Origin of the sequence: Humidesulfovibrio mexicanus (assembly GCF_900188225.1) — a bacterium.
Taxonomy (GTDB): Bacteria; Desulfobacterota; Desulfovibrionia; order Desulfovibrionales; family Desulfovibrionaceae; genus Humidesulfovibrio; species Humidesulfovibrio mexicanus.
In genome coordinates, this window is record NZ_FZOC01000004.1 from 182,875 (window position 1) to 203,103 (window position 20,229).

At 66.9% G+C, this 20,229-nt stretch carries 19 protein-coding genes; 6 read left to right on the plus strand and 13 right to left on the minus strand.

Annotated features, from left to right (window positions below; translation table 11 throughout):
- Positions 1–26: 26 nt before the first annotated feature.
- The 12 genes from CHB73_RS09790 to CHB73_RS09845 form a co-directional block, all read right to left on the minus strand.
- Positions 27–464 carry an arsenate reductase ArsC gene (locus tag CHB73_RS09790; protein ID WP_089274390.1) on the minus strand — a complete coding sequence of 146 codons (438 nt, stop codon included), beginning with the start codon at positions 462–464 and terminating at the stop codon, positions 27–29.
- A gap of 32 nt (positions 465–496) precedes the next feature.
- A complete protein-coding gene (locus tag CHB73_RS09795) occupies positions 497–1,795 on the minus strand; it encodes a radical SAM/SPASM family putative metalloenzyme maturase (RefSeq protein ID WP_089274391.1) in 1,299 nt (432 codons plus the stop codon).
- Positions 1,796–1,812: 17 nt separating this feature from the next.
- Positions 1,813–2,904, minus strand: a complete 1,092-nt coding sequence (arsB, locus tag CHB73_RS09800; protein ID WP_089274392.1) for an ACR3 family arsenite efflux transporter — start codon at positions 2,902–2,904, stop codon at positions 1,813–1,815.
- A gap of 11 nt (positions 2,905–2,915) precedes the next feature.
- Positions 2,916–3,617 (minus strand): cytochrome c biogenesis CcdA family protein, encoded by a 702-nt coding sequence (locus tag CHB73_RS09805; RefSeq protein WP_089274393.1) that lies wholly within the window; start codon positions 3,615–3,617, stop codon positions 2,916–2,918.
- Between the two features lie 12 nt (positions 3,618–3,629).
- Positions 3,630–4,007 carry a thioredoxin family protein gene (locus tag CHB73_RS09810; protein ID WP_235641579.1) on the minus strand — a complete coding sequence of 126 codons (378 nt, stop codon included), beginning with the start codon at positions 4,005–4,007 and terminating at the stop codon, positions 3,630–3,632.
- Between the two features lie 143 nt (positions 4,008–4,150).
- Positions 4,151–5,065, minus strand: a complete 915-nt coding sequence (locus CHB73_RS09815; protein ID WP_218819388.1) for a sulfite exporter TauE/SafE family protein — start codon at positions 5,063–5,065, stop codon at positions 4,151–4,153.
- A 136-nt stretch (positions 5,066–5,201) separates the two neighbouring features.
- A complete protein-coding gene (locus CHB73_RS09820; RefSeq protein ID WP_089274394.1) occupies positions 5,202–5,435 on the minus strand; it encodes a thioredoxin family protein in 234 nt (77 codons plus the stop codon).
- 24 nt (positions 5,436–5,459) lie between these two features.
- Positions 5,460–6,086, minus strand: a complete 627-nt coding sequence (locus tag CHB73_RS09825) for a tetratricopeptide repeat protein (protein ID WP_089274395.1) — start codon at positions 6,084–6,086, stop codon at positions 5,460–5,462.
- Positions 6,087–6,146: 60 nt separating this feature from the next.
- A complete protein-coding gene (locus tag CHB73_RS09830) occupies positions 6,147–6,536 on the minus strand; it encodes a DUF2703 domain-containing protein (protein WP_089274396.1) in 390 nt (129 codons plus the stop codon).
- Between the two features lie 9 nt (positions 6,537–6,545).
- A complete protein-coding gene (locus tag CHB73_RS09835) occupies positions 6,546–7,499 on the minus strand; it encodes a permease (RefSeq protein ID WP_235641586.1) in 954 nt (317 codons plus the stop codon).
- Between the two features lie 200 nt (positions 7,500–7,699).
- On the minus strand, positions 7,700–8,152 hold the full coding sequence (locus CHB73_RS09840; protein ID WP_235641580.1) for an arsenate reductase ArsC: 453 nt from the start codon (positions 8,150–8,152) through the stop codon (positions 7,700–7,702).
- Entirely contained in the window at positions 8,149–8,517 is a 369-nt protein-coding gene (locus CHB73_RS09845; protein WP_089274397.1) for an ArsR/SmtB family transcription factor, read from the minus strand. Before CHB73_RS09845 ends, CHB73_RS09840 begins: the two co-directional genes overlap by 4 nt.
- A gap of 198 nt (positions 8,518–8,715) precedes the next feature.
- Between CHB73_RS09845 and CHB73_RS09850 the strand changes: the two genes are divergently transcribed.
- From CHB73_RS09850 to CHB73_RS09875, 6 genes are read left to right on the plus strand one after another with little or no spacing between them, the layout of a single operon-like run.
- On the plus strand, positions 8,716–12,423 hold the full coding sequence (locus tag CHB73_RS09850; RefSeq protein ID WP_089274398.1) for a PAS domain S-box protein: 3,708 nt from the start codon (positions 8,716–8,718) through the stop codon (positions 12,421–12,423).
- A 6-nt stretch (positions 12,424–12,429) separates the two neighbouring features.
- Positions 12,430–13,641, plus strand: a complete 1,212-nt coding sequence (locus CHB73_RS09855) for a response regulator (protein WP_089274399.1) — start codon at positions 12,430–12,432, stop codon at positions 13,639–13,641.
- Positions 13,638–14,789 carry an HD domain-containing phosphohydrolase gene (locus tag CHB73_RS09860; RefSeq protein WP_089274400.1) on the plus strand — a complete coding sequence of 384 codons (1,152 nt, stop codon included), beginning with the start codon at positions 13,638–13,640 and terminating at the stop codon, positions 14,787–14,789. Before CHB73_RS09855 ends, CHB73_RS09860 begins: the two co-directional genes overlap by 4 nt.
- A gap of 12 nt (positions 14,790–14,801) precedes the next feature.
- Positions 14,802–15,884, plus strand: a complete 1,083-nt coding sequence (locus CHB73_RS09865; protein WP_089274401.1) for an HD domain-containing phosphohydrolase — start codon at positions 14,802–14,804, stop codon at positions 15,882–15,884.
- A 37-nt stretch (positions 15,885–15,921) separates the two neighbouring features.
- Positions 15,922–16,533: an NAD(P)H:quinone oxidoreductase gene (gene wrbA / locus CHB73_RS09870; protein WP_089274402.1), complete on the plus strand. Its 612-nt coding sequence runs from the start codon at positions 15,922–15,924 to the stop codon at positions 16,531–16,533.
- A gap of 46 nt (positions 16,534–16,579) precedes the next feature.
- Positions 16,580–16,882 (plus strand): c-type cytochrome, encoded by a 303-nt coding sequence (locus CHB73_RS09875; RefSeq protein WP_089274403.1) that lies wholly within the window; start codon positions 16,580–16,582, stop codon positions 16,880–16,882.
- Positions 16,883–16,967: 85 nt separating this feature from the next.
- Here CHB73_RS09875 and CHB73_RS09880 read toward each other — a convergent pair whose 3' ends face one another.
- Positions 16,968–20,150: an efflux RND transporter permease subunit gene (locus CHB73_RS09880; protein ID WP_089274404.1), complete on the minus strand. Its 3,183-nt coding sequence runs from the start codon at positions 20,148–20,150 to the stop codon at positions 16,968–16,970.
- Positions 20,151–20,229 lie beyond the last annotated feature (79 nt).

The following is a 20,229-nucleotide window of genomic DNA, read 5'->3' on the forward strand; positions in this document are numbered from 1 at the left end:
CACGGTCCGACGAAGACGCCGCCCGCCTAGGCCTCGGTCTGTTCGCTGAAAGGCCGCTCCACCTTCTCGCGGACCATGTCGCGAATGGCGCGCACCTTGGCCAGGCGCTCCTCCGGCGTTCCGGCGACGGCTTCAGGGTCCGGGAACGGCCAGCGCCAGCGTTGCGTGACGCCGGGGAACACCGGGCAGGACTCGGCCGTAGCCGTATCGCACACAGCGATGACGTAGTCGTAGAGCCTGCCCTGGCGGAACAGGTCGAAGACGCTTTGCGGCTTCTTGCCCGAAAGGTCGAGACCTTCCTCGGCCATGACCTGCCGCACCAGGGGGAGCACCTCCGGCGCGGGGTCGAGCCCGGCGCTCTCCACCTCGAAGGCGTCGCCCGCGAAGCGGCGCAGGAAGGCCTCGGCCATCTGGCTGCGGCCCGCGTTCCGGGAACACACGAAAAGAACCTTGAGCTTGTCCATGGGATTCCTCCGACCGATGTATGTCGCGGCGCCTAGCTGCCCAGGCAGGCCAGCTGCCCCACGGACCAGGGGCAGTGTCCGCAGGGGACCTCCAGGCCCAGGCAATCGCGCTCGAACGGCCCGGACACCCCGGACACGTCGCTGCACAGGGCTGCGCCGCAATCGCCGCAGGCGGGATACTCGGCCCGGCGCACCGTGTCCCGGAATAGCACGAATTCCGGGTCGCGCCAGAGCTCCTCAAGCGGCGTTGCGGAAATGTCGCCGAAATGTCGCGCATCGACACGCTTCCTGTCGCCAAGAACCCGGCACTGGTGGCCGTGCCACAAAAAATGGCAGGGCGACACGCGGCCACGCCAGTCGATGAAGGCCGCACAGCGCTCCATGAATGGGCAACGGCGGTCTTGCGGCCTGTCCGGCGCGGTCAGGGGCGGCAGGCGCAGCTCCAGTCCAAGGGCCCTGGCCCGGTTCCGCGCCTCGCCGAAGATGTCGGCCAGCCGGGCGCGCTCGCCCTGGTCCACGGCGGCCAGGCGCACCACGTTGAGCCAGACGCCCTGCTCACGCGCCTCGTCGCGCATCCGCAAAAACACGTCCAGAAAGGCCTGGTCGGCCGGACTGCGGGGAAACATCGCCGCCCCGCGCGGCACCGCGCCAAGGTCCAGGCCCTGCGCCTGGGCATCGGCTTGATGCCGGGAAAAAAGCGCAAGGGACGCGGCGCTCACGGGAAGAAAGAGCGCCTCCGCCTCGGAATCCGCGTCCATGGGCAGCAGGTGCGAGGCCAACAGGAAGTCCAGGCCCAAGGATGCGGCGCGTTCCACCAGGGCAGGCAGGGAGCCGACATTGCCCCGCATGAGCACGGTCTCTACGCCGATGCGCATGGGCCGCCCTGTCTCGCGCGAGGCATGGCGCAGCAATGCGGCGGCACGCTCCAGCGGATCGCCCAAACCGCCCGGCCGCCCCGGCCCGTGGCCAAGGTCCACCTCGCCATCATGGGACACGCAGGCCACGTCCAGCCCGGCCTCGGCCAGATCGCGCGCCAGGCCGCCATCAAGCGGCAGGCCGTTGGTCTGCAGGCCGCACCAGCCGCCCTCGGGCTGGCGCTGTTTGACGAAGCGCACCATGCGCGGCAGGTCCGGGTGCAGCAGGGGCTCGCCCATGCCGTTCAGCACCACGGCGCGGGCGTGGCGCAGGGGCTCGCCCAGCCGCTCAAACAGGCCGAAATCCAGGTCGCCAAAGCCACCTTCCCAGCCGGGCTGGCAGCGAGCGCACATGGCGCAGGAAAGATTGCAGCGGGTCGTGGTCTCTATGAACAAGGTCTCAGGAAAATCGCTCATGCGAGAAAAACCGCTCCTTACTGCTGGCAGTCCACGCGGCACACCTGGGACAGGCTGCCTGGATCATTTGGGAACCAACGACGCTTGAGCCACAGGGCCACATGCACCAGGCCGATGAGCACCGGCACCTCCACCAGCGGCCCGATGACCGCGGCGAAGGCCTGGCCCGAATCCAGGCCGAACACGGCCACGGCCACGGCGATGGCCAGCTCGAAGTTGTTGGAGGCCGCGGTGAAGCTTAAGGTGGCGCTCTGGGCGTAGGTGGCCCTGGCCTTCCAGGAGAGCCAGAAGGACGCCAGGAACATGACCAGAAAATAGATGAGCAGGGGCAGGGCCACGCGCAGCACGTCCAGGGGCAGGGCCAGCATCACCTCGCCCTTGAGGGAGAACATGACCAGGATGGTGAACAGCAGCGCCACCAGGGTGATGGGGCCGATGCGCGGGGCGAACTCCGCATCGTACCACTCCCGGCCCTTGAGCCCAAGCCCGACGACGCGGGTGGCCAGCCCGGCCAGAAAGGGAATGCCCAGGTAGATGAACACGCTTTCGGCGATCTGACCCATGGAGATGTCGACCGCCGCGCCCTCAAGCCCCAGCCAGCCCGGCAGCACGGCGAGGAACAGCCAGGCGTACAAGGGGAAAAACAGCACCTGGAACACGGAGTTGAAGGCCACCAGCCCGGCGCAATACTCGCGGTCGCCGCCGGCCAGGTCGTTCCACACAATGACCATGGCGATGCAGCGTGCCAGGCCGATGAGGATGAGCCCGGTCATGTAGGCGTGCTCGCCGGAAAGAAAGGCCACGGCCAGGCCGAACATCAAGACCGGGCCGATGACCCAGTTCTGCGCCAGGGAAAGCGCCAGCACGCGCAGGTTCTTGAACACCTGGCCCATGAGCTCGTAGCGCACCTTGGCCAGGGGCGGGTACATCATGAGGATGAGCCCTGCGGCGATGGGCAGGTTGGTGGTGCCGCTCTGCATGGCGCCCAGGGTCTGCTTCAAGCCCGGGGCCAGCGCGCCCAAAGCGATGCCCGCGAACATGGCCGCGAAGATCCACAAGGTCAGCCAGCGGTCAAGAAAGGACAGCTTTCTCGTGACGGACTCGGGCATGGCGGTCTCCTTCAGGTTTCAAGAAACGGCCGGGCGATGAAGTACAGCCCCAGCAGCCCCACCAGTGTCCCCGCGGCGCGGCGCACCAGCGTTCCGCCGCCGGAGAAGCCCTCCATCATGCGCCGGGCCAGCGCGGCCGAGCTGCCCGCCACGACGATGGGCAGGCAGTGCCCCAGGGCGAAGGTCAGCACCAGGCCCAGGCCGGTCAGCACCTGCTCCTGCACGGTTATGACCGCCAGCAGCGGGGCCAAAAACCCGAAAGTGCAGGAGCCCGACAAAAGCCCGTAGGCCAAGCCCATGACGAGCGCGCCCGGAAGCCCGCGCAGCGTCAACCGCGACATGAGGGAACCGGGCATCCGGCAGGCGGCCAGGCCAAGCATGTCGAGAGCCACGTACACCAGCACCAGCCCTACGCCGATGGTCCAGTAGGGGCCGATGTCGCCGAGCATCCGGCCGAGCAGCGCGCAGGCCGCGCCCACCAGAGCGATGCTGGCGAAAAGCCCGGAGGTGAAGGCCAGGGCGTAGCGCACGGCCTCGCGGCCCTGCACCAGCCTGCCCTGCCCGGCCACGTAGCCCACCATCAGCGGAATGCTGGCCAGGTGGCAGGGGCTGAAGAGCACGCTCACCAGCCCCCACAGGAAGGCCCCGGCGTAGGCGGCCGCAGAGCCGCCAGTCATCCAGGCGTTCACCGCCAGCAGGAACTCGTCGAACATGGGCGCTCCCCGCTATTTCGCCAGCAGGCGGTTCAAGCGGTCGGACAGGCTCTTCTTGTCCATGAAGCCCTCGTGGCGCGCCACCTGGCGCCCGTTTTTGTCAAAGAACACCTGGGTGGGAATGGCCCGGATGCCGAAGCGCTCCGCGGCGTCCCGATCCTGGGTCACGTCGATGAACACCACGGCGGCGCGGCCCCGGTACTCCTTTTCCAAATCCACAAGGATGGGGGCCATCATCCGGCAGGGGATGCAGGTCTTGGCCCCCAGGTCCACCACGGTCACCATGCCCTTGACCGGAACAGTCGGCGTTGGCTTGGGCAAAGTGGATGCGGCAAGGGCCGCTGTGGCGACAAGAAGGCTGGCGACAACTCCCAAAAGCGCTTTCTTCACAATTTCTCCTGCCGGGTTACAAGTTGCGAAGCCCCAAGGCAATCGCGCGCTGCGTGTTTGCGCCACGGCGTAGTCCGGCGACCGGTGCGGGACATTTTCCGCCTTTCACCTGAACTGCTTGCAGCAAAACGCACAACGCACTGCTACCAAATCATGACGCCAAAATAGCTGGTAATGAACTTTGCGGAAACATACAGGAAATACAGGCCAAAAATAAGCTTCAGCGTTTGGGGCTTAAACTTCTTGATCACCGCAGCGCCAATCTGGGCGCCCACGATGGTGCCCGCGGCAAGCACCAGGCCTGCGCCCATGGCCACATAGCCCTGGGCCAGTTTGATTCCGCCTCCCACAATGGCCAAGGGAATCATGGTCGCCAGGGAGGTGCCCATGGTGACATACACGGGCGCGCCAAAGAGATAGATGAGTCCCGGCACCAGCGCATACCCGCCGCCCAGGCCCACAATGCCCGTCAAAAGGCCAATGATTGTCCCGAAAACGGCCATGCCGGCCCGGTGCTCGGGGATGGCATCGCCTTCCTTTTTGGGCATCGCGCCCAGGCCCAGGCCTTCCCGGCTCATGCGGAGCGCGGGCCACAAGAAGGCCAGGCCGAGAATAAGCCCGAGCAAGGCGACATGGCTGGTCAACAGGGTGAACAGCCAGGAACCGACCAAAACGCCAAGGATGCCGGACACGCCAAGCCAAAGGGTGGCCCGAACGTCCAAATTCTTGCGCACAAGGTGCGCATACCCGCCGGAAATGGCGGTGAAGATGACAGCGAAAAGGGTCGTCCCCACCGCCACGGGGGCTGGGTAGCCCATCCAAAAGTGGATGGCCGGCAGCATGACGCTGCACCCGCCGGTTCCGATGATGCCGCCCAAAACCCCGGCGACAAGGCCGATGCACGCCAAAGCCAATCCGCTTCCCGCTGTCACGCTGGGGAGGCCACCGCCTCCGCCGGAATCGGTGGCGAATGTCACGGCCGCGGCGGCGATGATACCCATGAGCAAAATGCCCGAGGGGATGAATTTACGCCAAGAGTTCTCACCTGTAGGCTGCACTGCCTGCCTCCTTTGCAAGTGGTCACCCCGTGCCGTTTCCGTGCGGTCGCGAGGGGGCGCACAGTTGTATGTGGTCCAGACACAAACAGGAGCGGGCCAACATTCGTCCTGCTCCCAACATGTCATGAAGCGGGTGCTACTTCCCAAGCCACCCAAGCACTTCCGTTTTCGCCGGCACCCTGCCCGAGCATTTCACCTCGCCCTCCACCACCACGGCCGGAGTGGCGAACACTCCGAGCATGGCCATCTCCTGGAAGTCCGAGACCTTGACCACGCTGGCCTGAACCCCGGCCTCGGCCACGGCCTCGCGCACCAGTTTTTCCGTCTCGTGACACTTTGGGCAGCCCGGCCCCAGCACTTTGATCTCCATGAATCCCTCCTGTTTCTTGGGCAATCAGCTCTTTTTGAGTCCGTCCACAATGCCGCGCATACTCATGCCCTCCGGATTGCGCGCCTGGGGGTTGGCCGCGACGAGCCGCTCCCAGGCGTCCAGCGCGCCGACCCGGTCGCCCAGGTCGTGCAGCAGCACCACGCCCTTGTTGTAGAGGGCGTTCTGATGCACGGGATCCAGCTTGAGGGCCGCGTCGAAGGTCTCCACCGCCAGTTTGGGCTCGCCCGCCTCGCGGTGCATGATGCCCAGGTCGGTCCAGACGTTGGCGCTTACCGACCCAAGGGCGATGGCCTTCTCGTAGGCGCGGATGGAATTTTTGGCCTGATGGGTGTCAAAGTACAGATTGCCCAGCTCGATCCAGGCCTGCTGGTCTCCAGGGCGGGAGGCCAGCGCCACCTCCAGTTCGCCGATGCGCGCCAGCTCCTCGGCGTGGTCATGCCCGTCCGCCGCCGGGGACTGCGCCGCCGGGGCCTGCGCGACAGGAGCCTGCGCGGCGGCCTGCTGCGCCTGCGGCTGGCCCGCATGGCGCAGCCCCATGGCCATGCTGCCGATGAAAAAGCCCACGGCCAGCGCGGCCACAATGCCGCCGATGAACTCGCCCTTGCTGAACGTCCGCGCCTTCTTGACCATGCCGTGTCTCTCCGTTGCGCCCCGCGCAGGGCGGGGGAATTCCAGTGTCGGCGCAGGCGCTTATCGCCCGGCCAAAATGCGTTCCGCCTCGGCCAGCCCGGCGCGCACGATGAACTCCGCAGGCAGAGCCTCGTACACGCGGCCCTCCAGGCGCAGGGCGCGGCAGTCCGTCGCCGCGCCAAGCAGCTCGCCGCAGGAGGGGCAACCGTTCATAAGCACCTCGGCCCCAAGGATGTCCTCCAGGGCGCGGCCGTTCAGGAACACGCGGTTGCTTTCGGCCACGGCAAAGGGCGCCACGGCCTTCTCCTCCAGCCGCACGGCGATGCCGCGCGGGGCCAGCTGCCGATCCAGTTCGGCGGCGGCCTCGCGCACGGACCTGCCCGTGTCGCCGCAACGCTCGCAGGTGCCGCCGCCGACAGTCAGGCGCTGCCACACAATTTCCAACCGCACGCCAGACTCCTAGAGGATCGCGTTGAACAGGAAGCCCACCAGCAAAATGCCTGCGCCCACCACTCCGGCGAACACCGCGATGAGCCTGGGCCTGAGCACCTTGCGCAAGATGACCATCTCCGGCAGGGACAAGGCGATGACGGCCATCATGAAGGCCAGCACCGTGCCCAGGGCCGCGCCCTTGCCGAGCAAGGCCTGGACCACGGGAATCATGCCCGCGGCGTTGGAATACATGGGAATGCCCAGCAATACGGCAGCGGGCACGCTCCACCAGGCTTCACGGCCCATGATGGCGGCCAGCGCGCCCTCGGGCACATAGCCGTGGATGCCCGCGCCCACCGCGATGCCGCCCACCACCCAAGGCCACACGCGGCCCACGATGTCGCGCACGGCGCGCGCGCCCGCGTCCAGGCGCGCGGCCCAGGTGAGCTCCGGGGCGCCGTCCGCGCCGGTGTCCACGCGCACCTTGGTCACCCAGTCCTCCAGGTGCCGCTCCATGCCCAGCCTGCCGATGACGAAGCCGGAAACAATGGCCACAACCAGGCCGGTGCCCATGTACAGGGCCGCCACCTTCCAGCCCAGCAACCCGTACAGCAGCACCACGGCGACCTCGTTGACCATGGGCGCGGCCACAAGGAAGGAGAAGGTGACGCCCAGCGGCACCCCCGCCCCCAGAAAGCCGATGAACAGCGGCACGGCCGAGCAGGAGCAGAAGGGCGTGACGATGCCGAGCAGGGCAGCCATGACGTTGCCCACGGCCTCGCTTCTGCCCGCCAGGATGCGCCGCGTGCGCTCCGGGGTGAAGAAGCTGCGCAGAATGCCCACGCCAAAGACCACCAGCGCCAGCAGCATGAGCACCTTGGGCGTGTCGTAGAAGAAAAACTCCACGCTTGCGCCCAGGTGGCTCGCAGGGTCCAGCCCAAGCAGCCCTTCCGTGAGGAAGCGGGCGGCGCTTGCCAGCATTCCATATACATTCCACCAAATGATGAGCGCGGCGGCAAGCAGACCCAACTTGCCCGGCAGCGTGGCGGGCGGGGCAAGGGCCTCGGCCACGCGGCGCTGGCGCTCCGCTTCGCGGGCCTTGCGGGCCTGCTCGCGATCAGCGCGCGCAGGGTCCGCTTTGCAGCCGCATGGGGCCATGTCCAGTGGCTTCAATTCCTTCATCATCCCCTCCCGGAAACCCAGGCCCGTATGGCGGCCTCAATGTCGTCGCGCACGGCGCGCGTCCTGGCCAGCCGTTCCGCCTCCGGACCGTCCATGGCGCCGGGATCGTCAAAACTCCAGCGTTCGGTTACGGCCACGCCCGGCACAAAGGGGCAGCGCCCCGCGGCCTTGCTGCACACGGTGATCACCGCGTCAAAGGTCTCGCCGCGCGCGGCCAGTTCGGCCACGGCCTCCCCCACCAGCTTGGAGCGCTTGGCCGAAATGTCGATGCCGCGCTCGGCCATGACGGCCACGGCCAGCGGATTCACGGGCGCGGGCTCAAGCCCGGCGCTGTGGGCCTCAAAGCGGTCCCCGGCCAAATGATCCAGCAGGGCCTCGGCCATCTGGCTGCGCGCGGAGTTCTGCCCGCACACGAAAAGAACGCGCGTCTTGCGCATCGCATCCGGCGTCATGGGCGCAGCTCCTTTTCTCTCGCGCAGGGCGTGCCGCCACAGGCGGATTCCTTGGCCAGCGCCGCGCGCAGCCGCGCCACCGCGGGGTCGTTCTCCAGCCAGCCGGAAAGCTGGGCCAGCATGGCCCCGGCGTACGGATTGGAAGCCCCGGAGACCACGCGATAATGGACCCAGGAACCCACCTTGCGGGCGTCCACAAGTCCGGCATCGGCCAGCACCTTCATGTGCCGCGACACCGTGGGCTGCGCCAGGCCAAGGGCGCGCATGATCTCGCAGGCGCACAGCTCCCGCGCGCCCAGAAGCTTCAGCACCGCCACCCTGCCCGGATCGGACAAGGCCTTCATCACCCGTACAAATTGTTCCATGCGGCCTCCGTCTCTTTGTGACATTGCAATATTGCTATATGTCGATGATGTCAAGAGGGGAACTGGGCCACAACGCCGCAACCGGTGGCACATCGCCTTTTTCTGACGCGTGGTTGCCCCATGGACGAAAATGTGCAAGGTTGCATATGCGTGTTTCCGTGCCGCAAGGCCAAACTACCAAACGTCCGGGGAGCGCACATGCGAGAGTTCGTTCAACTGTTGCGCCAAGGCGGGGAGACGGTGCTCGCCGGCCTTGCCGCGCACGCGCGCGAACAGGGACGCGACAAAGGCGGCGCGACGCCGGACCAGGACGCGTTGGCCCTGGTGGCGCGGGGCTGCATGGCCGCGCTGATTCGGGAGGCGGCAGAGCAGTCCGGCAAAGCCCCCGATCGTTGGCGGCCCGGTCTCGACCTCGAATCCGAAAGCTTCGCCCTTGAGCACGCCGCCCGCCACAAAAAACGCGGTGGAGATATGGAGACGCTGCTGGGCCTGCTGGGCGCGCTCCGCGAGGGCTGTCTCGATCTCGTCGACGACAATGCGCTTCCGCCCGGCTCCCAACGCCAGGCCGTCCGCTTCATCGAACGCTTCTTCGGCGGACTTGCCACGACCATGAGCATGGCCGTTGCCGCCGGGGACGGAGCGGCCGATTTGGAGGATCTGCGCGGCCGCCTGCGCGAAACCATCGCCCTGAACCGCCTGTCGCAGGCGCTGAATCGCGAAACAGCCTCCAAGCCCGAGTTGCTTCAAAGCGTGGCCGACGCGCTGCCCGAATGCTGGGACCTCGCCCAGGGCCTTCATGCCCGCATCCTGTTCAACGGCGCAGCGTACCTGGGCGGCGGCGACAATGGCGACCCGTGCCCGGCGTTTTTGGAGGAACCGCTCACCGTGCTTGGGCAGGCGCGCGGACATGTCCGCCTGTGCTCCACGCACGCGGAGCACACCTTCCACCCGGACGATGCGCCCATGCTGGCCGCCGTGGCCCGGCAGTTGGAACACGTGCTGGAGACCCGCATCTCCACCCGGCTGCTGCGCTGTTCCGAGCGGCAGTTCAGGGAATTCTTCGACGGCGCGGCAGACGCCATCTTCATTCATGACGAGAATGGCCATGTGCTTGACGCCAACCGCAGCGCGAACATCTGGCTCAACCTGCCGGAATGCGGACTGCCCGACCTGAACCTTTTGGACAGCCTGGCCGAAGGTGAGCGCCAAAACGCGGCCGCGCGCTTTCAAAACGCCCTGCGGGGCGAACCGGAGCTTTTTCAGGCCACCCTCATACGGCGCGACGGCTTCGCCATCCCTGTGGAACTGCTCTGCCAGGCCCAGGAATTCCAGGGCAGTCCGGCCCTCATCACCACGGGCCGCAACATTGCCGAGCGCCTGCGCGACCAGCGGGAAATTGAGCGCAGGCTTGAGGCCGAGGCCCTGGTCTCGGCCATTTCCGGCAGGCTCATCAACTCCGGCGAAGCGGGCATGGCCCGAGCCGTGGAGGAGTCGCTGAACGACCTGTGCCGCCACCTGGACATGGCCCGAGCCGGGGTGTTCCTGCTGGAACCGTCCGGGCGCGCGTTGCGCCTGGCCTACCAGTGGCGCGGCCACGGCCTGGAGCCGCTGCCCGAACCCCTGCGCCGCCTGAACCGAAGCAGGGCTCCCTGGCTCTGGGAACGCATCGCCGCGCTGGAGACGGCGGTCATCCGCGACACCGGGCACATGCCCCCGGCTGCGGCCAGGGAAAAGAGCCTGCTTGAGGCGGCGGGCATGGCCTGCGCAGCCGCCGTGCCCATGGTGGCGGATGGCAGGCTGCTGGGCCTGCTGGTGGTGGCCGATGCCAGCCCCGCAGAAGGCTCCAGACTGGCCGGGCGGCGGGAGCTGGAGCAGGCCGCGCTGCTTTTCGCCATCGCCATAGAGCGACAGCGCGCCGATGCGGCCCTGCGCCGCAGCGAGAGCCTGTCCCGCGCCATCCTCGACGCCCTGCCCGCCAATCTCTGCGTGCTGGACAAGAAGGGGCGGCTCACCATGGTCAACAAAGCCTGGGCCGTCACCGGCCCGGAGAGCACCCCCCTGGGCGGGGACGGCAAGCGCCTGGGCCTTGGCGGCAACTACCTGGAGGCCTGCCGCGCCGCGGCCGACAATCCCCACGCCACCCAGGCCCTGGAGGGCATCGCGGCGGTGCTGACCCGCCGCGCCCCGACCTTCCGCATGGAATATCCCGGCCGCTGGCGCGGCGAACTGCGCTGGTTCGTGCTCCAGGCCTCGCCCCTGGCCAGGGGAACCTCCGGGGCGGTGGTGTCCCACCGCGACATCACCGAACAGATGCGCGCCATCATGAAGCTCAAGGAGAGCGAGGAACGCTTCCGCATCATCGTGGAGACCGCCCAGGAAGCCGTGATCATGATCGATGCGGGCGAAATCGTCACCTATGCCAACCCCAGAGCCGCGGACCTCTTCGGCCGGTCGGCGATGGAACTCGTCCGAAGCCCGCTGGCGGAGATTCTGGACCCGGCAGACGCCCGGCTGCTGGAGCAGAAGCTCAAGCGCCGCAGGCAGGGCCTGTCCGACCAGTACGAACTGCGCTTCCGCCATAAGGACGGCCGCCGCGTCTGGACGATGATCAACGCCTCGCCCCTGCGCGGGCCGAACGGCGCATACGCGGGCTCCATCGGCATGATCACCGACATCTCCGACCGGGTGCGCGCCGAGGCCAGGCTGCGCCGCAACGAGGCCCGCTACCGCACCCTGGTGGAATCCATGCACGAGGGGCTTGTCATGGCCCGGCGCAGCGGGATGGCGACCTACGCCAACGACAGCTTCTGCGCCATGCTGGGCCGCAAGCGCGTCGACCTGGTGGGCAAGCCCCTGGCCGACTTCGCCGCCCCGCAGGACCGGCGGCGGCTGATGACCATGTTCGCCATGGCCGCCGGACGGGACAAGCAGGAGGAGATCATCTGGGAGCACGCCGACGGCAGGCACATCTACACCCTGGTTTCGCCCACGGCCTACGCCGACGAGGACGGCCGGGAGGCCGGATTCTTCGCCGTGGTCACCGACACCACCGAGCGCAAGAACCTGGAGAGCCAGCTTTTGCACTCCCAGAAGCTGGAAGCCATCGGCCAGCTGGCCGCGGGCATCGCCCACGAGATCAACACCCCGGCCCAATACGTGGGCAACAACGTCCAGTTCATCAAGGGCGCCTTCCTGGACCTGCTCGCCGTGGTCGAAAGCGCGCGGGCCCTGGCCTCCAAAGCCAAGAAGGAATGCCCGAAGCTGGAGGACATCAAGGCCCTGGAGCGGATCATGGCCGAGCGCGACGTGGACTACCTGGCCGAAGAGGTGCCCGGCGCCATCGCCCAAACGCTTGAGGGGGTGGAGCGCATCAACACCATCGTGCGCTCGGTGAAGCAGTTCGCCCACCCCGGCGCGTCCGCCATGGCCCCGGCGGATCTCAACGAATCCATGCAGAGCACGGCCACGGTGTCGCGCAACGAGTGGAAATACGTGGCCGAGCTTGCGCTGGACCTGGACCCGGCCCTGCCGTATGTGGTGTGCATGATCGGAGAGATCAACCAAGTGGTGCTCAACCTCATCATCAACGCCGCCCACGCCATAGCCGACGCCAAGAAGGCCGACCCCGAGCGGCAGGGGCGCATTACCCTGTCCACTCGGCTGGCCCCGCCCTGGGCCGAAATCCGTGTTGGCGACACCGGCACCGGCATTCCGCCGGAGGTGCAGCGCAAGATTTTCGACCCCTTCTTCACCACCAAGGAGGTGGGCCGCGGCACGGGCCAGGGGCTCACCATCTCCCGCAGCATTGTGGTGGAAAAGCACAAGGGCCAGCTGTTTTTCGAGACACGGCCCGGGGAGGGAACCACCTTTGTGGTGCGCCTGCCCCTGGCCCAGGCAAGCGGGTGACGCACGATGAAACGCACCATTCTTTTCGTCGACGATGAACCCAACGTGCTCATGGGCTTGCGGCGCATGTTGCGCCCCATGCGCGAGAAATGGGACATGCTCTTCGCCAATTCCGGCCAGGAGGCGCTGGACATGCTCGCCAAGGCCCATGTGGACGCAGTGGTTTCCGACATGCGGATGCCGGGCATGGATGGCCCGCAGTTCCTGCGCCAGGTGATGCGCGAGCACCCCGATGTCATCCGCTTCGCGCTCTCCGGCTACTCCGACCAGGAGATGGTCGGCCAAAGCATTGCGCCCACGCACCAGTACATCAGCAAACCTTGCGACGAAAAACAGCTGGTGACGGCCCTGGAACAGGCCATGGGCGCGCGCGACCTGGTGCCCAACAAGACCATTCTGGACAAGATCGCCCGGGTGGAGCACCTGCCCGTGCTGCCGGAGGTCTACAACCGCATCACGGCGGAGCTGGCCAAGGGCGAGCCCTCGCCCAAGCTCATCGGCGACATAGTGGCCCGCGACGTGGGCATGAGCGCCAACATCCTCAAGCTCGTGAACTCCGCCTACTTCGGGCTGCCGCGGCACATCGCCGCGCCGCAGCAGGCGGTCATCGTGCTGGGCATCAACGTGGTGCGCTCGGTCATCCTGTCGCTGCACGTCTTCTCCAGCTTCGAGAACATCGGCCGGGTAAGCTTCTCCCTGCCCATGCTCTGGGGGCACAGTATGCGCACCGGGGCCATGGCCCGGGCCATCGCCCGGCACGAGAGCCTGGTCAAGGAAGACTCCGACCACGCCTACATCGCCGCCCTGCTGCACGATGTGGGCAAGCTGCTGATGGAGGCCCACTGCCCCGAGGAATGCGAGCGCGTGCAGACCGAGGTGCGCGCGCAAAACCGCCGCGTGGCCGAGGTGGAGCACGAACTCCTCGGCCTCACCCACGCCGAGGTGGGGGCGTACCTGCTGGGCCTATGGGGGTTGCCAGACCCCGTGGTGCAGGCCGTGGCCCGCCACCACCACCCCCAAAGCGCGCAGCCGGGCATCGGGGTGGAGAACATCGTCCACTTCGCCAACCTGCTGGACCATGAAATCTTCATCTTCAACGAACATTACGCCAAGGCCGAGCCCTCGCCCGAGCGCCTGGACGCCATAGGCGGCCCGGAACGCTACGCGGCGTGGCGGCAGGCGGTGCTCAGCGTGGACCTAGGGTCGGAGGAGCCATGAACCGCAAAGTGCTGCTGGTGGACGACGACGTAAACCTGCTGGAGAGCTTCCGCCGCCAGCTGCGCAAAAAGGCCGAGCTCGCCTGCGCCGAGGGGGCCAAGGCGGGCATAGAGGCCGCGGCCCGGCAGGGGCCCTTCGCCGTGGTCATCAGCGACTACAACATGCCCGGCATGAACGGGGTGGACATGCTGCGCGTCATCCGCCACGGCAGCCCGGACACGGTGCGCGTGCTGCTCACCGGCCACGCCGACCTGGAGATCGCCATCCAGGCCGTGAACGAAGGCAACATCTTCCGCCTGCTCACCAAGCCCTGCCCGCCGGAGACCATGGAGCGCGTGCTGGACGACGCCTTTCGCCACTTCGACCTGGTGACCGCCGAGCGCGAACTGCTCGAAAAGACCCTCACGGGCAGCGTGTCCGTGCTCTGCGACCTCATCTCCCTGGTCAAGCCGGATGTGTTCGGCCGGGTGTCGCGCATTCTGCCGTACTTGCGGGGGGTCAGCCGCCGACTCGACGATCCCCGCCCCTGGGAGACCGAGACCGCGGCCATGCTCTCGGTGGTGGGCTTCATCACCCTGCCGGACTCGCTCATCAACAAGGTGGAAAAGGGCCGCCCCCTGGACGATGCCGAGCTGGCGCAATTCCTGGGGCACCCGGCCTTTGGCGCACGGCTTGTGGGCAAGATTCCGCGCATGGACGGGGTTGCGGCCATAGTGGCCTACCAGGAAAAGCACTTCGAAGGCGGCGGCGGGCCCAAGGACGAGGTGAAAGGAGAGCGGATTCCCCTTGGCGCGCGGATCTTGAAAGCCGTGGTGGACTTTGACATCCTGCTGGCCAACGGGATGCAGAAGACCGACGCCATCACCAAGCTGGACCGCCGCAAAGGCGTATACGACCCCGCCGTGGTGGCCGCCCTGGCCGAGGTCATCCGCGAACACGCGCGCTACACCCTCAAGAAGGTCCACCTGCACGCCCTGGCCCCGGGCATGATTCTGGCCGAGGACCTCCACGGCCAGCGCGGAGCGGAAACCATCCTGCTCATGGCCAAGGGACGGGAGTTCAACGATACCGTCATCGAGTTCCTGCTGGACAACTCCCGCAGCATCAAGATCAATCAGCCTGTGGCGGTCATAGAGCCCCTGGGCTAGAAGGAGCAGACCATGACGCAGCAGCACTGTCCCGGCGATGCCAACGGCCGCGACCGGGTGCTCCTGGTGGACGACGACCGGAACTTGCTGGATTCCCTGCGACGCGTGCTGGGGGCCGAATACGAGCTGTTCACCGCCGAAGATGGCCAGGAGGCGTTGGGCGCGCTGGCCGTGTGCGGACCGTTCACCGTCATCGTGGCCGACTTCAAGATGCCCGGCATGGACGGCATCGAACTGCTCTCGCGCGTGGCGCGCGCAAACCCGGACACCGTGCGCATCCTGCTCACGGGCCACGCCGACCTGCAGACCGCGATCGACGCCGCCAACAAGGGCTCGGTGTACCGCTTCCTCACCAAGCCCTGCCCGCCGGAGCTCCTGCGCCAATCCATAGACGCCGCCCGCGAACACGCGCACCTGCTGCGCGACCAGCGGGAACTCTTCGCCCTCAAGCGCTGCAAGGTGCTGCTGGAGGGCATCGTGCGCGGCTTCTCCACCCTTGTGGAGGCCCGCGATCCGTACCTGGCCGGGCACCAGCAGCGCGTCACCGCCCTCAGCCTGGCCATGGGCCGCGAAATGGGCCTCACCGGCGCGGAGCTCGAAACCCTGCGCATCGCCGGGCTCCTGCACGACATCGGCAAGGTCTACGTGCCCGCGGACTTCCTGAACCGGCCGGGCATTCTGCGCCAGGAGGAGCTCTCCGTCATCCAGATGCACCCGGAGGTGGGCTACGACATCCTCAAGCACCTGGACGAGGACTGGCCCGTGGCGGTCATCATCCGACAGCACCACGAGCGCATGGACGGCTCTGGCTATCCCCAGGGCCTGGACGGCCGCTTCATCGTCAAGGGCGCGCGCATTCTGGCCGTGGCCGACGTGGTGGACGCCATGTGCTCCCACCGCCCCTATCGGCCGAGCCTGGGCATCGCCGCCGCCCTGAACGAAATCGAAAAGAACCGGGGCAGGCTGTACGATGAACAGGCTGCGGACGCCTGTCTCATGCTCTTCCGTGAACGGGCCTATCGGCTGAAAGATGGAGGCGAGTCCGGCCGCCCGGACGATGTCGCTCCCCTTTACAATGGGGACGAATACGATTAGTAAAAATTATCACTACCAACAAAGCTGGAGGCACCCCATGAATATCGCCATCGTCTACTACTCCATGTATGGACATGTCCTGACCATGGCCCGCGCGGCGGCCGAGGCGGCGGCGCAGGTTCCGGGGGTAACGGCCTCGCTCCTGCGCGTGCCCGAGACCCTGCCCGAGGAGGTGCTTGCCAAAATGGGCGCGCTTGATGCCGCCAAGGCCCAGTCGGACATCCCCCTGGCCACGCCGGAGGCCCTGGCCGCCGCAGATGCCCTGCTCTTCGGCACGCCCACGCGCTTCGGCAACATGACCGGGCAGATGCGCCAGTTCCTGGACTCCACAGGCGGCCTGTGGGCCAAGGGCGCGCTCATCGGCAAGGCGGCCGGGGTGTTCACCTCCAGCGCCACCCAGCACGGCGGGCAGGAGTCCACCATCCTCACCTTCATTCCCACGCTTATGCACCACGGCATGGTGGTGGTGGGCCTGCCCTACTCCTTCGCCGGACAGACTGGCGTGGACGAGGTCGTGGGCGGCTCGCCCTACGGCGCCAGCACCATCGCCGGAAGCGACGGCTCGCGGACGCCAAGCGCGCGCGAACTGGACGGCGTGCGCTTCCAGGCCCGGCACCTGGCGGAAATCGCGAAAAAACTCGCAGCATAGCCCCCAAGGCAGTGTCCCCCCCGCAACCCATAACCCGGAGGACGCCATGAAGACTCTTGCCCTTTCCATGACCCTGCTGCTGGCCTTCGCCCTCTCCACCGCCCTTGCGGCAGAGGACGGCAAGGCGCTCTACACCGCGAAATGCCAAAGCTGCCACGGGGCGGACGGCGCCAAGGCGACCATGAGCAAGCCCCTCAAGGGCCAGTCGGCCCAGGCCGTGGTCAAGGCCATGGAAGGATACAAGGCCAAAACCTTCGGCGGGGCCAAGAAGGCCACCATGGAAAACCTGGCCTCGCGCCTGAGCGACGAACAATTCAAGGCCCTGGGCGAGTACATCGCCAAGCTGTAGCAGGGCCCGGCGACGCAAAAGGGCTCCCTGCCGCCATGCGCGGCAGGGAGCCCTTGACGTTCTGGCTGCGTGGGCCCGGTGCGGGCTAGGCCTGGACGGCGCCTGTCCCGCCCGGCTCGTCCGGCGGGGTGGCGGGGTCGGCCGCCTTGCGCTTGCCGAACAGGCGCGAGACCGCCACAAAGAAGAGCGGAATGAAGACCAGGTCGATGAAGGTGGCCGAGAGCATTCCGCCGCACACCGCCGTGCCGATGGCGTTCATGGCCCCGGCGCCCGCCCCGGTGGCTATGGCCAGGGGCAGCACGCCGAAGAAGAAGGCCAGGGAGGTCATGATGACCGGGCGGAACCGGGTCTTGACCGCGCCCAGGGTGGCCTGCTCCAGCCCGTCGCCGTGGCGCAGCCGCTCCTTGACGAACTGCACGATGAGAATGGTGTTCTTGGTGGACAGTCCCAGGGTGGTCAAAAAGCCGATCTGAAAATACACGTCGTTGGGCAGGCCGCGCAGCCACGTGGCCAGAATCGCCCCCAAGACGCCCAGCGGCAGCATGAGCAGATTCACGAAGGGGATGGTCCAGCTTTCATACAGGGCGGCCACGCACAGGAAGATGACGAAGATGGAGAAGGCATAGAGCACCGGCCCCTGCTTGGTGGACATGCGCTCCTGGTAGGACAGGCCGGACCAGTCGAAGCCGATGCCCTGGGGCAGCTTGTTCGCCAGCTCCTCCATGATGGCCATGGCCTCGCCGGTGCTATGGCCTGGCGCGGGCTCGCCCCAGATGTTGATGGAGGCGAAGGCGTTGAAGCGCTCCAGCTTGGGCGACCCCGCCTCCCAACGCCCGTTGGCGAAGGCGCTCAGGGGCACCATCTTGTCCTGGCTGTTGCGCACGAACAGCCGCTCCAGGTCCTGGGGCAGCATCCGGAACGGGGTGTCGGCCTGCACGTACACCTTTTTCACGCGGCCGCTCTGGATGAAGTTGTTCACGTAGGCGCTGCCGAAAGCCGCGGAAAGCGAGGTGTGGATCCCCTCCATGGGAATGCCCATGGCCCCGGCGCGGTTCCAATCCACGTCCAGACGGTATTGCGGCACGTCGTCCATGCCGTTGGGCCGCACGCGCGTCAGGCGCTTGTCGCCCATGGCCATGCCCAGCAACTGGTTCCGTGCGGCCATAAGCGCATCGTGCCCCAGTCCGCCCATGTCCAGAAGCTGGAAATCGAAACCCGTGGCCATGCCCAGTTCGATGACCGGAGGCGGCGGAAAGGCGAACACCTGCGCGCCCTTGATCTGCGAGAACGCCCGCATGGCCCGTCCCGCGATGGGCTTGACGCGCAAGTCCGCCCGCTTGCGCGAGTGCCAGTCCTTGAGCCGCACAAAGGCCAGGCCCATGTTCTGGCCCTGGCCGCCCGTGCCCGTGCCCGCAAGTGCCAGCACGGAATCCACGGCGTCCTTCTCCTTTGTGAGAAAGTGCTCGCGCACGCGGGTCATGACCTCCGTGGTCTGCTCCAGGGTGGAGCCGGAGGGCAGCATGGCCTGCACCATGAGGATGCCCTGGTCCTCGTCCGGGATATAGGAAGTGGGCATACGCAGGAACAAGGCCGCAACCACGACCAGCAGCGCGGCGTAGGCCGCCAGGAACAGCGAACGCCGGGACAGGGAAAAGCCCACCACGCCCACGTAGGCCGTGCGGATGCGCAGGAACAGGGAGTCGAAGCGGCGGAAGAACGGCCGCATGAAGGCGATGGCGCTGTCCGAGGGCTGGTGTCCCTTGGGCACGGGTTTGAGGAAGGTGGCGCACAGCACCGGGGTGAGGATCAGGGCCACGGCCACGGAGAGCAGCATGGCGGTGATCACCGTCACCGAAAACTGGCGGTACAAGACGCCCGTGGAGCCCTCGAAGAAGGCCATGGGGCCGAACACGGCGGAGAGCACAAGGCCGATGCCCACCAGGGCGCTGGTGATCTCGTCCATGGACTTTGCCGTGGCCTCGCGGGGGGAAAGCCCCTCCTCGGCCATGATGCGCTCCACGTTCTCCACCACAACGATGGCGTCGTCCACCAGTAGGCCGATGGCCAGCACCATGGCGAACATGGTGAGCATGTTGATGGAGAACCCGAAATAGCTGAGCACGGCGAAGGTGCCCAGCAAGACCACCGGCACGGCGATGGTGGGGATGATGGTGGCGCGGATGTTGCCCATGAACAGGTACATGATGACGAACACCAGCACCACGGCCTCCACCAGGGTGGAGACCACCTCATCAATGGCGACCCTGGTGAAGGGGGTGGTGTCATAGGGGTAGATGACCTTTACGCCCTTGGGGAAGTAGCGGCTCATCTCCTTCAGCTTGGCCTTGATGGCGTCGGCGGTCTCCAGGGCGTTGGCCCCCGCGGCCTGCCGGATGGCCAAGGCAGCGGCGGGCACGCCGTTATAGCCCGCGATGACATCGTACCGCTCGGTGCCGAGCTCGGTCCGGCCGATGTCCTTGATGCGCACCACCGAGCCGTCCGGGTTGGAGCGGATGGGGATGTTGGCGAACTCCTCCGGGGTCTCGAGCAGGTGCTGCACGATGATGGAGGCGTTCATGCGCTGGCCGGGAAGCGCGGGCGCGCCGCCCAACTGCCCGGCGGAAACCTCCACGTTGTACGCGCCCAGCGCGGAGATCACGTCCGCCATGGTCAGGCCGAAGCTGTTCAAATGGTCCGGGTTCACCCATACGCGCATGGCGTACTGGCTGCCGAAGCTCTCCACCTCGCCCACGCCCGGCACGCGGGAGAGGATCTTCTCCAGGTTCGACTGGGCGTAGTCCCGCAGGTCCTCGCCGCTCATGCTGCCGTCCTCGGAGATGAGGCCCACAACGATGAGATAGTTTCGGGTGGATTTGCTCACCTTCACGCCGGAGCGCTGCACCTCGTCGGGCAGGCTGGCCATGGCCAGCTGCAGCTTGTTCTGCACCTTGGACCAGGCCATGTCCGGATCGGTGCCCGCGGCGAAGGTCATCTCGATGCGTCCCTGGCCGGAGGAGGAGCTGGTGCCCGTGAGGTAGAGCATGTTGTCCAGGCCGGTCATCTTCTGCTCGATGATCTGCGTCACGGTGTTTTCCACCGTCTCGGCCGATGCGCCGGGGTAGTATGCGTCGATGGCGATGGAGGGCGGGGCGATGGGCGGATATTGGGCGATGGGCATCTTGTAGATGGCCAGCACGCCCAGGGTCATGATGATGATGGCGATGACCCAGGCGAAGACCGGACGGTCCAGAAAGAATTTCGACAGCATCACCCTGCTCCTGCGTGCGCGCCTTGCGCGGTGGGGAAAAGCGCGGCGGAGCCCCCGTGCTATTGGGGCAAGCCCCTGC